The organism is uncultured Rikenella sp. (assembly GCF_948810725.1).
Taxonomy (GTDB): Bacteria; Bacteroidota; Bacteroidia; order Bacteroidales; family Rikenellaceae; genus Rikenella.
Genome location: NZ_CAQIVA010000005.1, coordinates 25,903 through 39,723, shown reverse-complemented (window position 1 = coordinate 39,723; position 13,821 = coordinate 25,903). Strand labels below are relative to the sequence as shown.

Annotated in this window: 6 protein-coding genes; 3 read left to right on the top strand and 3 right to left on the bottom strand. The window is 55.1% G+C overall.

All coding sequences use genetic code 11. The features are described from left to right. Nucleotides 1-19 precede the first annotated feature (19 nt). Complete coding sequence (locus Q9S52_RS03585; protein WP_304708185.1) at nt 20-3,277, bottom strand: SusC/RagA family TonB-linked outer membrane protein; 3,258 nt, start codon at nt 3,275-3,277, stop codon at nt 20-22. 310 nt (nt 3,278-3,587) lie between these two features. Between Q9S52_RS03585 and Q9S52_RS03580 the strand changes: the two genes are divergently transcribed. The 3 genes from Q9S52_RS03580 to Q9S52_RS03570 all read left to right on the top strand — a co-directional run bounded on the left by Q9S52_RS03580 (nt 3,588) and on the right by Q9S52_RS03570 (nt 9,915). Continuing rightward, nucleotides 3,588-6,827, top strand: a complete 3,240-nt coding sequence (locus tag Q9S52_RS03580) for a SusC/RagA family TonB-linked outer membrane protein (protein WP_304708184.1) — start codon at nt 3,588-3,590, stop codon at nt 6,825-6,827. A 21-nt stretch (nt 6,828-6,848) separates the two neighbouring features. Further along, nucleotides 6,849-8,867, top strand: coding sequence for a SusD/RagB family nutrient-binding outer membrane lipoprotein (locus Q9S52_RS03575; protein ID WP_304708183.1), 2,019 nt, complete (start codon nt 6,849-6,851; stop codon nt 8,865-8,867). 163 nt (nt 8,868-9,030) lie between these two features. Then, a complete protein-coding gene (locus Q9S52_RS03570) occupies nt 9,031-9,915 on the top strand; it encodes an enoyl-ACP reductase (RefSeq protein WP_294594059.1) in 885 nt (294 codons plus the stop codon). Between the two features lie 92 nt (nt 9,916-10,007). Here Q9S52_RS03570 and Q9S52_RS03565 read toward each other — a convergent pair whose 3' ends face one another. Further along, complete coding sequence (locus Q9S52_RS03565; RefSeq protein WP_304708182.1) at nt 10,008-11,414, bottom strand: BACON domain-containing protein; 1,407 nt, start codon at nt 11,412-11,414, stop codon at nt 10,008-10,010. 249 nt (nt 11,415-11,663) lie between these two features. After that, nucleotides 11,664-13,802 (bottom strand): SusD/RagB family nutrient-binding outer membrane lipoprotein, encoded by a 2,139-nt coding sequence (locus Q9S52_RS03560; RefSeq protein ID WP_304708181.1) that lies wholly within the window; start codon nt 13,800-13,802, stop codon nt 11,664-11,666. Nucleotides 13,803-13,821 lie beyond the last annotated feature (19 nt).

The following is a 13,821-nucleotide window of genomic DNA, read 5'->3' as shown; positions in this document are numbered from 1 at the left end:
GATTTGAACAGAGACGGTCTTAGAATCTCAGGTTCAGGTTAATCGAGAAGTTGCGAACGAACGGAGTGGTGCTGTAGTCGTACGGCGTCAAGGCGTTGTTCGAGATGAACGAGTCAGGGTTCGACTTGTTGTTCATTTTGTTGATCAGGTAGCAAACGTTCCGTGCCGAGAACGACAGGCGTGCCGACTGCAAACCGACGTGTTTGATCCATTTTTCCGGGAAGTTGTAACCCAGGGTCAACTCACGCAAAGCCATGTAGGTCTGGCTCGAAACGTACTGGTCGGTGGTCGAGTAGTTGTAGTTGTAGATGTAGTACAAGCTGGCGAGCATCGGCTGGATGTGTCCTGCATCGACCGCTTCGCGGTAGGTCATGCCGCCGATGTTGATTTTTTCACCGGTTTTGAAGCTGGTCACGGTCGAAGAGGTACCGCCGTTGTCCCAGAAGACTGCGTCGGGCAGAATCCCGTTGTATTCCCATTCGCCCTTGTAGTTTACACGAGCCTCACCGCCGTGTTTCTTGTCACGACCGTAGAGAGATTCTTTCGAGTTACCGACGCTGGTAGCATAAGGCTGCATGGTCTGAACCGAGTGACCGCCCGAGCGACCGTCGATCTGAGCGAAGAAGTCGAGCGAACCGCTGCTGTTCGGCAGGTTCACCTGCACCGAGGTGTTGATACCGTAAGTGAAGTTAGGCATCACGCTACCGAACGAGGTGTACCGGTTCGATTTGCCGCCCCAGTACGAAGCTTCGTCGCCGTAGTAACCTGCGATCAGGTTGGTGTAGGCATAGCGGTAAACCATGCTGGTCGAAGCTGCGGTAGAGAATTCCGGGTTGATATTCTTGTTATCGTCCCCATTGCCGATGTAGCGAATCATGGCTTTGCCGTTACGCGGGTCGTTCGGATCGTCCGGGTTGTTGAAACGGGCGATGATGTTGTTACCGCCATAACCGTTACCACCGGTGAGCACACCGAATTCACCGCCTTCGAAAGCATAAACAGCCGGAGAGTTGCTGAACCCGCCGTTGATCTGATAAGCGGTCTGTCCGGGATAGAACTCTTTGATCTTGCTCCGGTTGCGGCTCCAGTTGGCGCCGATAGTCCAGTTTACGGTACGCGTCCGGATCGGAGTCACGTCCAGCTGAAGTTCCCAACCCTGGTTCTGGATGTTACCGGCGTTGATCCAACGTTTGCTGACCCCCGATTCTTTCACGGTAGAAAGACTCAGAATCTGGTTCTTGGTGTTAGTCTTATAGTAAGCTACGTCCAACCCGATCATCCCGTTCAGGAAACGCAGGTCGGCACCGAACTCGATAGAGGTCTGGATTTCAGGCTTCAAGTCCATATTGGGCAGCGTCGTATTGTTCGGCGAAGCCATCAGCACGCTGCTGTTCAACGGGCCGTTCTTTCCCGATACGGAGAACCCGCCGGCACCGTCGGCCGTGTTGTAGGCGTCGGTACCCTTACCTACCTGTGCCCAAGAAGCACGCAGTTTACCGAACGAAAGGATCTTCGGGTCGATATTGAACGTGTCGGAGAATACCCACGATGCGTTCACTGAAGGATAGAAGACAGAGAAGTTATTCTGCCCCTGCGGAATCCAGCTCGGGTACATCAGCGAAGAAAGCCAGTCGTTACGTCCGGTTACTTCGAGATAAACCTGGTCTTTCCACGAGAGGTTAACTACCCCTGCCACACCGACAGTCATCGTATTACGCGGGGTATAGCCTACCGACATTTGATCGACGCTGATCGCTTTCTGCGAGTTCGAGAACGACCACAAACCCGGAGTAATCAGACCGCCGTTCGTGCTCTTTTCATACGAGGTCGAGCGGGTGTTCCCGTAGATTTCACCCAACAGACGGATGTCCAGTTCGAGGTTGTCGTCCAGGAAGCGGTTGTTGCTATGCAACTGAGCGATACCGTCATAAGAACCGCTGGTCGAATTTTTGATACGGTACTCACCGTTACCGGCCGGGCTGTTCAGCCCACCGTACTCTTTCTTTTCATAGAAAGTCTGCCAGTTGTTGTAGCTGACCGAGACGTTGGCGTCCAACCAGTCGGTGAACTGAGCGCTCAAACCTACCTGTGCGATAATGGTCTGTTCGTTCCGGTTGTCCCGCAAGTTGGCGATCCGGTTGAGCATGGCATTCGGCACCGACAGTGCCGACGTACCGTAGCGTTGCAAGGTTACGGGGTCGATAAAGTGCTCATTATACCACTTGAGGTCGGTGTTTCGGTTGATGTAGTAAGAGGTCAGATAACCGGGAACCGTACTGCCGTCCCAACCGTTGTTGTAGTAAGCATTTTCGGTATTCGAGTTCGAGTATTGGAGGCTCAGGTTGGTCGAGAAGATGTCGTTGATCTTACCGTTGGCCGTGAAATTCAACGAGTGACGGTTGAAGCTGTTGTTCGGCATGCTCCCGTCACTGTCCGAATACCCATAAGAAAGACGATAGGTAGCCTTTTCCGAACCGCCGGTCAACGCAACGCTCACGTTGTCGATACGGCTGTTTTGATAGTAGGCTTTCCAGTTGTCTTTATAAGCCACGTAATCTTCCATCGGGTTGTCGATTCCTTCCGGAGCGTAGTACTTGTAGTACTGGTAGATTTTCTGGCCTTTCATCGAAGCGAACGAGGGACCGAACGATGCCTGCATGTAGGAATCGTAGGTCGAGTTCACCCCGGGCATCATCCCGCCTTCATAACCGTTGTTATACCCCATCCCGTAATCGTTCTGGAGCGCAATGGAGTTTTTGTAGATAACGCCCCATTCGTGCGAGTAGTTCACTTCCACGCCGATCCCTTTGCGAGCCTTGCCGCTCTTGGTGGTGATCACGATGGCACCGTTGGCACCACGAGAACCGTACAACGAGGTCGCAGCGGCGCCTTTCAGCACGGTAACCGATTCGTAATCGTCCGGGTTCAGGTTCTTCAGCTGGTTACCGTATTTGGTCCCATCGGAATTATTCCCGTAGGTCATATCGGCTGCCTGCTGTTCGTACTCCATGATAATCCCGTCGATCACGTAGATCGGCGAGTTGTTCTTGGTCAGCGACTTCGCACCGCGGATCGTCACGGTCGGAGCGGCCGTTAAACCGGAAGCACCACCCGAAGCGATCTGCACCCCTGCTACTTTCCCCTGCAAGGCGTTCGCAGGGCTCAAAGTGTTGGTACGTGCCAGCTCGTCTCCCTTTACGGTAGAGGTGGCATAACCCAGCGAGCGGTTTTGCTTGCGGCCTCCCAAGGCAGTCACCGTCACCGCCTCTGTCTGCAAAACAGAACGAAGAATAGAAATCGATTATATAATAGATTGATATTCAAGATTTAATCGTCTTAATGATGGATTTTGAACGGTTAAAAAATTGCGCCTTTCAACTGGTGATTTTGACTTTGAATGTGGCATCTTTTAGTCTTTCAGTTCTTGCAAAATTTGAAGTGCTTACTGCCTAAATAGGATGCTGTAAACGTCATTGATTCCCACCTTATTTTGGCCATAAATTTTAATTGAATCGGCAAGAAATACATCTTTACAACACTGTGGTTATCAGGTAGATATTGTAGAATATTCGTGTCCTCATTCTGTTTTGCAGACAGAGGCGGTGACGGTGACGGCCTTGGGGGGCCGCAAGCAGAACAGAGCGTTGGGGTACTCCAGTACAGCTGTGAAAGGCGCCGAACTCTCGCGTACCAACACCATCAGTCCGATTAACGCACTGCAAGGGAAAGTGGCCGGTCTTCAGATTTCGACCAACGGATCGTCCGGGGTAACCTCTTCCCCGGTGATTACGCTCCGTGGTGCGAAGTCGCTGACCAAGAACAACTCCCCGATTTTCGTCATCGACGGGATCGTGATGCAGAACGACGAACAAGGGTTTAACGCTTCAGGAACCGGAGACCATTACGGGAACCAGCTGAAGAACCTGAACCCCAACGACTATGAATCGATCACCGTGCTGAAAGGTGCTGCCGCAACCGCGCTGTACGGTTCTCGTGGTGCGAACGGTGCCATCGTGATCACCACCAAAGGCGGTAAAGCACGCAAGGGAATCGGTGTCGAAGTAAAGTACACCCATGAATGGCAGGACACGTACGCAGCTCCGGTGCCGTTGCAGAACCTGTACGGCGCAGGACGACCGACAAACGGTTATGAAGGCGATGTGATTCCCGGGACTTTGTCAACAACGGCCAACGGCGGCTATACCGCAGGTTCGTTCGGGCCCCGTCTCGACGGTCAGCTGATGGAACAGAACTACAAATGGCCCAATAATACGCCCGAACCGTTCGTGGCTTATCCGGACAACTGGCGCGCATTGTTCCAGACCGGTCAATATGACGATGTGAGCGTGGCATTGACCGGCGGGTCGGAAAAGGCTACCTATCGTCTTTCGTACGCTTATACGAAATTGAACGGGACGATGGCCAACAACAAGTTCAACCGCCACTCGGTGAACTTCCGCACGAACGGTAAGATCAACGACATTTTCTCGGTGAATTTCGGTTTCCAGTACTCCAATTCGGACGCTTACAACGGTCAGACGCAGGGGATCTGGCAGTGGGACAACGGGCGGAACTACGGGATGCTCACCACCTACTTCCTGAACCGGAACACCGACCTCGAATGGTATCGCGATAACTACATCGTCAATCGGGAGACCTGGGAACGCATCTCGACGAATAAACAGACCTCGTTGCAGCGTTTGCAGACGGCGCTGAACCGGGAAGTGGACGACAACTTCCGTCACAACGAACAGACCATCATCGCCAGCTTGGGCTTGACCGCTCAGTTTACCGACTGGTTGGACGCCAATGTGACTGCCAGCTTCAACGACTTCAAGAAATTCGAAGAAGAAAAAAACTACGGCAGCGGCATCGGACGGTCCGGCACCGGCAACAAATACGGCATCTATGGCGGTTCGAGCGGACAGTACAACGGGAATGCGTCGTTGCACGGCAACAGCCGGTTCGTAGATGACAACCTCGAACTCGACGTGCGTGTCGGGGCGGAAATGTACGGCAACACTCGCGCCACTTCGTTTGAAAAGACAACCAACGGCGGTCTCGTAGTTCCGGGCGTATGGTCGTTCGGCAACTCGGTCAATCCGCTGACCACGAGCAATGTGAAAAACAGCTACACGCCGCGTAACAACATGGTTGTCGGGGTCTACGGAGCGATCAACCTCTCGTGGAAAGACCAGGTCTTCCTCGAAGTGACCGGACGTAACGACTGGGTATCTTCCCTGTTGTTCCCCACCTGGTTGCCGCAGGGGGCCGATAACTGGTCGGTCTTCTATCCTTCGGTAAACGCATCATGGGTCTTCTCCGACACGTTCAATATCGACCCGAAGATACTTTCGTTCGGTAAACTGCGTGCATCGTGGGCACAGGTAGGTTCCGGGACAGGCGCTTACGCCACCTCGAACGGTGCCGGATACTATAATGTATACTCGACCGGCATCCAGACGCCGGACGGAAGCAGCATCATCGGTGCGTCGCCGAACAATACGACCCTGCCGAACTATGACTTGAAACCCGAAATCCAGCAATCCATGGAATTCGGTGCCGACCTCCGTTTCCTGAACGGCCGAATTGGGGTCGATGTGGCTTATTACAAGATCAATACCAAGAACCAGATCCTCACCCTCGCAGCCGTGGCTGAATCGGGGGTAAGCAAACGCCTGATCAACGCCGGTAATATCCAGAACCAGGGTTGGGAACTTCAGTTGGACGTGACCCCGATCCGGACGCGCACCGTGAACTGGAACATCGGCTTCAACTGGACGCGCAACCGTGGTAAAATCAAAGAATTGCACGACAAGGTAAAACAGATCCAGTTATGGGGCGGGTATGACGCATCGCCGTCTATCTACGCTTTCGAAGGGGGTACCTTCGGGGTCTTTACCGGGGGGAACGGCTACGGTACCGCACCGCGGGTGAAATACGGCGAAGCATCGCAACGCATGAACGGCACCACCCCCGAAAAGTACGGCGACAAATATATGCTCGACTACTGGGGTACGGTCGGGAATCCGAATGCCATCGAAGTCTACGGCTGGACTATGGGGAGCGACATTGGAGGCTACTATGCGCAACGGGACGATAACGGCAACCTGACCCATCCGTACGATGTGCTCGGTTCCGTCGAACCCGACTTCACTTTCGGTCTCAATACTTCGGTACAGGTGAACCTGCCGAACAACAGCGGTTCGATCGACTTCTTCGCACAGATCGACGGCCGTTCGGGCGGGATGATGACCAACCCGGGCTTGCGTTACGGGATTAGTACCGGTACGGTCAAAGAATCTCTGTACGGTCGTGACAAAGAGCATGGTGGGATCGAACGCATCAACTGGAAAGGCGATCTCCTCTACAACGGGATTGAACTCGACGGGGTATTCCGTCCGGCAGACCTCGGTGGAGACAATACGATTACCTCACTCAAAACGGGCCAGAAGGTAGATTTGGGCGGCATGACCTACATGGAGGCGGTGAACGAAGGACACATCAAACCGATGCTCGCTTCCGCTTACTACACCTACGCTTACGGCTGGGGCAACGCTTCGGACCTCTTCACGACCAAAGCCTCGTATGTGGCCTTGCGTGAATTGACCATCGGTTACAACTTCCCGGAAAAGTGGATCAAACATGTCGGCATGCAGTCGGCCCGTCTGTCGTTCACCGCACGCAACCTCTGCTATATCTACAACGGGCTGTACGGCAAGACCAACCCCGAATCCATCACTTCGAACAATCCGCTTACTCCGTTCGACATCGGCGGTGTGCCGTTCACGCGCAACTTCGCACTCACCCTGGACGTACGGTTCTAATCTGAAAAAGGAAAATCACATATGAGAATAATCACCAAATACCTGATTCCTTGTCTGGCAGCACTCGCACTGGTCGGGTGTAAGGACAAGATGCGGGAACTGAACACGAATAAAGACCTGAACTCGGCCACCGATCCGCGTTTTATGTTCCTCGGGGCGACAAAAAGCTGGGACGGCTTCAGCCGCGAAGTCCTCTTGCAGAAGTACAACATCATGCAATTGATGCAGTATGTCGTACGCTACGACTACGCCAGCGTTCAGTACTACAACCCGGCCAAAGCCAACTCGGCGGTCTATCCGACCGTATTCAACCAGTACTGGAACGCCTACTACAACGGGATTAACGACATCGGCAATGCGGATTACTGCGGCGCTTACGGCAGCCAGTTGAATACCCTGATCGATTATATCGACCACAGCGAGTTCATTCCGGATGCTCAACGGATTTGGTACGCCGACATGCGCGCCGTGTGTCAGATTCTGAACACCTATCAGGCATGGCGTCTGTTCGACGTCTACGGGGCGGCGGTCTATACCGAGGCCTTCCGGGCTCAGGCCACGACGGATCCGGTGATTCAGCCGACCTACGACCTGATCCAGGACGTTTACCTCGAACTTGACAAGACCGTGAAAGAGGCAATCGCCGTTCTGGCAGCCGAAGCAGTGCCGAATGCGGTCAGCCTCGGCGAATACGACTACTTCTACGGTTGGAAATCGAACGTGGCGATGGGCACTCCGGGCGCTACGGTCGTAAAACGGGGCGACAATGCCGCTCAACGGAAATTGTGGATGAAATTCGCCAATGCGTTCCGTCTGAAGATGGCTTGGCGTTTCCGGGCTCGGAACCCGCAACACTCCGACGAGGTCATCAAAGAGGTGCTCGCGTTGCCCGACGGCTTGTTCGCAAGCAACGACGAATCGTGCTTCTACAACTACTCGGAAGACCACGACAATGTGGTGAACGACATCAACGGCATCAGCCTCTACTTCGGCATCACGGACAACTTCATGCACCAGCTGAAACGGACCAACGACCCGCGTCTGCCGTTGCTGGCTCGGACGAACGGTCTGGATGCCGAGTTGAGCAAAGGGTACAAATACATCGAGGCCAACCATCCGACCTTGCTGACCACCGTGACCAAAAATCCGAATGGAAAGGATCAGGGGATGCCCGACCGATTGGCTCCGTCGATTCCGATCTTCGACCGCATCTATCAGGGACAGAATGCCAACCCGATGCTGAAAGATCAGGAAATGGGGCCGAACATGCTGTTGAGCGCGCAAAGCTACAGTCTCACCATTGCCAAGGGCAGCAGCACCGGGACGGACACTACGATCAGCCTTCGGGTCGCTTCGCCGGCACAGGGACGTTACTTTGTCAAGAACGGCGGTTCGGACGACGTGAACAGCTCGAACGACGGCGACGGCGATGTTTTCGACTGGAAAATCAAACAGCGTCGTCCGATCATCACCTATCCGGAACAGTGTTTCACGCTGGCCTATCTGACGGCAGAAGGCGTCAGCACCGGCAAAACGGCCGAGGATTGGTACAACCTCGGGGTCAAGGCCGCAATCGACGAATTGCGATTGGATGCACAGCGGTATAAGATTCAGATCGCCACCTCCGCTTCGTTCCCGAAAATCGCCGGTCTGACCGACAACGGCCCGTATCAGATTACGGACGACATGATCGACGATTATCTGGCTGCGAATCCGTATGTCGATAAAGAATCCATCGTAGCTCAGGCCTGGGTTTACTTCTACACCCACGCCGAAGAGATGTGGGGCTGGTGGAAACTGACCGGCTATCCGACCGTCGTGCCGGTGCAATACGGCACGGTACTTCCGACGAAGGCTTACTTCGTGCAGCCGCAAACCGCCGAACAGGATCTGCTGACCTGGCCGCGCCGGTGCGTCCTGCCGGGTCAGGTCGAAAACACCTCGAATCGGTTGAACGCAGTCGATGCGTTGATCGCAACCGAAGGATACGGCAGCAACGAAAACGTCACTTCGGGCCGTATCTGGTGGGATAAGGAATAACCCCCTGCGGTTTATCAGGTAAACACGGAGGGCTCCGGGGAAACGATTTCCCCGGAGCCCTCTTCTTGTTGTCCGTTCGGCACGGCGGAAACCGGATTTTGCGGACAAGACGGTAATTCGCCGGAAAAGATTAACTTTGTAAAAAAATTAAAGAACAAAACTGATGTCTTATAATCTGCTGAAAGGTAAGAAAGGGCTCATCTTCGGAGCGCTCAACGAAAAATCCATTGCCTGGAAAGTCGCCGAACGGGCCGTCGAAGAGGGGGCCGAAGTCGTCCTCACCAACACCCCCATGGCAGCCCGCATGGGCGGAACCGCCGAGCTGGCCGAAAAACTCGGCACCATCTTTGTTCCGGCCGATGCCACCAGCGTCAAGGACTTGGAAAACCTGATCGACAAAACCACCGAACACTTCGGCGGCAAGTTCGACTTCATACTCCACTCGATCGGCATGTCGCCCAACGTGCGCAAAGGGCGGACTTACGACGACCTCGACTACGATTTCCTCCAGAAAACGCTCGACATCTCGGCCATCTCGTTCCACAAAGTGATGCAGGTGGCTCGGAAAAAGGATGCCCTGAACGAATGGGGCTCGATCGTAGCCTTGTCTTACATCGCTGCACAGCGGACGCTGTACGGCTATAACGACATGGCCGACGCCAAGGCGCTGCTCGAGTCGATCGCGCGTTCGTTCGGCTACATCTATGGCCGCGAAAAGAAAATCCGCGTCAATACCGTTTCGCAGTCGCCCACCCCGACCACGGCCGGGAGCGGCGTGATGGGGCTCGACCACCTGATGGACTTCGCCCAGCGCATGTCGCCGCTCGGGAATGCCACCGCATTGGATTGCGCCAACTACGTCATTACGCTCTTCAGCGACCTGACTAAGAAAGTGACCATGCAGAACCTCTTCCACGACGGCGGTTTCTCCAGCATGGGAATGAGCCGGCGGGCGATGAAGCTCTACAGCCAGAGCCTGGAACAGGAGCTCAAGGAGTACGAAGAGAAGAACATGGAGTTCCTCGACGTGAAACACGGGGAGAAGTAGGAGACATACCGACTTCTTCGTCCGAAAATAACGCGCGGGGGGTCTTTCGACATCTGTTCGAAAGACCCCCCGCTGTTTTTTCTGCGCGATTCCTATTCGTCTGCCGCAGTCGGCACGCAATTCCCGTCCTCGCAAACGCGCATGTTGAACGAATAGTTATAGCCCCGTTTCAGAATATTCGGCGCAATCCCCTGATAATATCGTCCGCCCGCCAATACCGTCAGCACCAACCGACTGTTTTCGTAGGCATAGAACCGATAATCGTTCGTTCCGTTGGGCTTGACCGCCGGATTGTAACCGATCGTCTGCGGCACCGCCTGCTCGGTCGCATTCGGGAAGAGATAGCCCCAATTGCTGAACCCGCTGATCGTGATCCGTTCGATCGGCGGAATCGAATCCCACCCCTCGTCGAAGCGCACCTTGAAGGTCACGATCGCCGTTACGTGTGACAACCCCACCTGAACCCGATTCTCGCCCGCCACCAGATTCTGCGTCACGCGCGCCGAGAGCGGAGGCTGCACCTCGTCGGCTCCGAAGAGCCGATTCACCGCCGTGTCCTTGCCGTTTATCCATTGCGTTTCGTTTTCGGGCCATCGGTTCAAGTCTGCCGAACTGTTGGCCACCACATAGATACGCGCCTCCGGATAGGTGTTTCGGATGCGTTCCGCGGGTGGGAGAACCCGGATGTGAAGACCCGATTCGGTCGGACGCGGCAGGCTTTGGGCGAACAGCACCTCTCCCTCGCGATCGAAACCGGCCACAAAAAGGCTGTCGACCCACTGGGCGCTGCTCTCCGAGCTGGAGCGGCCGGTCGGCAGCACGAGCTGATCGAGTTCGAACTGCAAATCCAACACCCCCGACCGCTGGAGCATCGCGATTTCGGCTTGAAAACCGCCGGAAGAGGCCGCGATCCGGATCGCCCCCGCCCGCTCGGTCTCGGCCGGATTGGCCGACAGGATCAGGGCCAGCGAATCGACTTTGGGGCCGTGAGAAAGGAATTCGGAACGGATCCATTCGCTTCCCTCCGGGACGTCGACTTGATAGGAGGCGCCGCTGCGCAGCTGCACGATGACGGTATCGGCCTGGGGGCCGACCTGATAGATCGTCTCGCCGGCGACCAGCGTACCGTCGCCGGGCTGCGTGACAGCGATATCCCGGGTCACGCCGCCGCAAACGATCCGGATATAGGCCGTCCGATCCATCGCCGAGGGGTTCTCGTCGGCCGTGATGGTCAGGGTGGCTGCTCCGGCCTCGCCGCTCATCGGCGCCACGTGCATCCAGTCGGCAGCATCGCTTTTGGTGGCGGAGGTCTCGATGCGCCACGGCTGGCTGGCGATAAAGGTCGTAGTCGTCGGAGTCTGCGAACTCGAAGCGTCGGACGGGAGGCGGATTTCCGACACTTCGACGGTCACCTCGCCCGGAACCTCGACCTCGTTTTTGTTGCAGGCGGCCAACATCGCCAGAGCCAACCCGCTCAGGAGATAAATTTTTGCATTCATCGTTTCTCTATAGTTTTATAAATAACATATACATAGAACGATAGGTCGTATATCGGATCGTTCTGTGAAGGTGAAAAACAAAAATCGTTCCAAGACGATCGGGAGCGGCGGAGGGGGCAACGGCTCGGCAGACGGCCAATAAAAAGCGGGAGGTTTGCCTTGAATAGGCAAACCTCCCGCTGGGTCGGAGAGCGGGCCTCTCTCTTCTGGAGAGGAGGGCCCGCATTTCCATAAAAAGAGAGGGGTCGGTTACTTGCCGCTGTTGTATTCCGGTGCGTAGAGCGTCGGGTTTTCGATCGGAGCAGCCATTGGTTTGGTATCCCACCAGATCCGGCCCGTGTTGTCGTTCCACGAAGTCCCGAAGCCCGGAGTCGCCATCAACTCCTGCTGGATTTTCATGTAGTTGGCGTTGTTTTCCACCTCGGGCTGCGGCACAGCTGCACGACGGGCCAAAGCCGTAGCTTCGTTCCCGCTGGTGAAGCCCATTTCGAGCCCCGGTACATCCGGCAGCAAGTAATTCGTGCCCGGAGCACCCGTCCCGTTCTTCACCGGAATCTTGATGAACTGCGGATAACCGGTCAGTTTCCACATGCCCCACATCTCTTCCGGGTTGAAGATCATGGCAAACCAGGTCTGGGTCATGATTTCCGACACGGCGTTGCCGGTCTTACCCAGCGGCAGGATCGATGCCACATAGTCGTCGATCATCGCCGGAGTCAGTTTATAGAGGTGCTTGTCCGCGGCAGACGTTCCGTTGTAGGGCGGCAGCAGCGGATATTCCACAGAAGTGGCAATCCCGACATATACACGCAGGGCGTCGTCCATCAACTGAGCCATATTGGCCCGGACAGCCTCTTCGTACCACCCTTCGGCCGTCTTGCCGCCCACAGCCGCGCCGGTTTCCTGAGCGATCAGCGCCATGGTGAAGCAGTGTTCGTCGTAGGCGATCACCGGACGGGTCAACTGAATGAGGGTCTTGTCCGGTTTCGGCTGATCGTACCAGTCGTAGCCGTCCCCACCGTTTTTCACCCAGTAACGTCCCTGCGGCATCGAGCAGATGTAGAACGTAATCGTGGTGTCCTTGCCCCAGACGATCGGTTCGCCGGTTTTCGGACTCAACAACGGTTTGTTGAGTTTAGGATCCTCGTTGAAGTTCGAATTGACGATTTTACCGAACGAAAAACCTTGTCCGCGCATAATCACCCCCGGAACCCAGGTTTGCTGATAAGCATACGAGTTCTGGCTGACCCCCTGATAAACATTGTGCAACTGCATCAGGTTGCCATACTTGGTCAGCGAGTCCGGGAAGTGGGTGTACATCCATTTGTAAGCCTTTGCATACGCATTGTTCTTAAAATAAGAGGCATTGACAAACGACGTATCGTTGAAGTTCGGACGGAACAAGAGCGGCAGACGCGGGTCTTTCATCACCTTCAGCGAGTTGATCATCGACAGCGGAGCCCGGTTGTAGTAACTTACCTGGTTCCCGTCGTTGGTATCGTCGCCCCAAACGTCTTTCGGGAACTTGAGGATACACGACTCGTCGTTGCTCGAAATCATCCCCCCGTTAGCCGGATCGAGCACTTCGGCCAGCACGGTATTGAAGTGTGCCGCATCCCGTTCTTTGAAGCGGTAGGCCATCTTCAGACGGAACGTGTTGGCGAATTTCAACCAGCGCGAACGCTGCACTTCGGCATTCTCCAACGGGGTGACTGTCGAGCCCCCTTCAGGATTGACTTTTACGGTAAAACCGTACATCGGGTCGTATTTGCCCAGCGAAAGGGTTCCTGCCGGTGCCGGTTGCTTCAGTACATCGACTACTTTTTCCTTCACGACCTGATCCAAAGTTTTGTAAACATTCTGAACAAGGTCGTATTCCGGCCGTTTGATCCCTTCGGCCGCCCGGAACGCCTGGGTGTAAACCGCAGCGCCGTAGACGTCGAAGTTCCGCCAAGCCAAGTAGGTTTCCAGCACTTTGGCGATCGCGCCGATCTCCTGGTACTGCATCTTTTCCAGCTCGCTCAACGTCGGACCGACTACATATTCACACAAAGCATGAAGCTGGCTCCCGTTCCGGACGTTGAATTCGCTCCAATACGCACCGGGCCACGGCGAACTGATCGAAAGGTCGGTCGCTGCCGGATAAGACGAGCCAGTATTGGCGAAATACTGCATCCACCGACCGATGCTCATCGAACGGGTCGCACAGAACCCACGACCGTCCGAATTGTCGAACAGGCGTGTCGCAGCGAAGAACATATACCGCGGGTCGGTCGATTGCAACGAGGTCTGGTTGGTGTTCAACTCTCGCATCTTGTCCTTACACCCGGTGAGGGCCAGGGCCGAGAGCAGAACTCCCCCAAAAATATATTTTGAGATTGTTTTCATAAATGTCGTTGAATTGTCG

Bases quoted from the DNA above. Each gene is read 5' to 3' on its own strand.
- Q9S52_RS03575 (WP_304708183.1), top strand. From the start codon at position 6,849: ATGAGAATAATCACCAAATACCTGATTCCTTGTCTGGCAGCACTCGCA.
- Q9S52_RS03570 (WP_294594059.1), top strand. From the start codon at position 9,031: ATGTCTTATAATCTGCTGAAAGGTAAGAAAGGGCTCATCTTCGGAGCG.
- Q9S52_RS03565 (WP_304708182.1), bottom strand. From the start codon at position 11,414: ATGAATGCAAAAATTTATCTCCTGAGCGGGTTGGCTCTGGCGATGTTG.
- Q9S52_RS03560 (WP_304708181.1), bottom strand. From the start codon at position 13,802: ATGAAAACAATCTCAAAATATATTTTTGGGGGAGTTCTGCTCTCGGCC.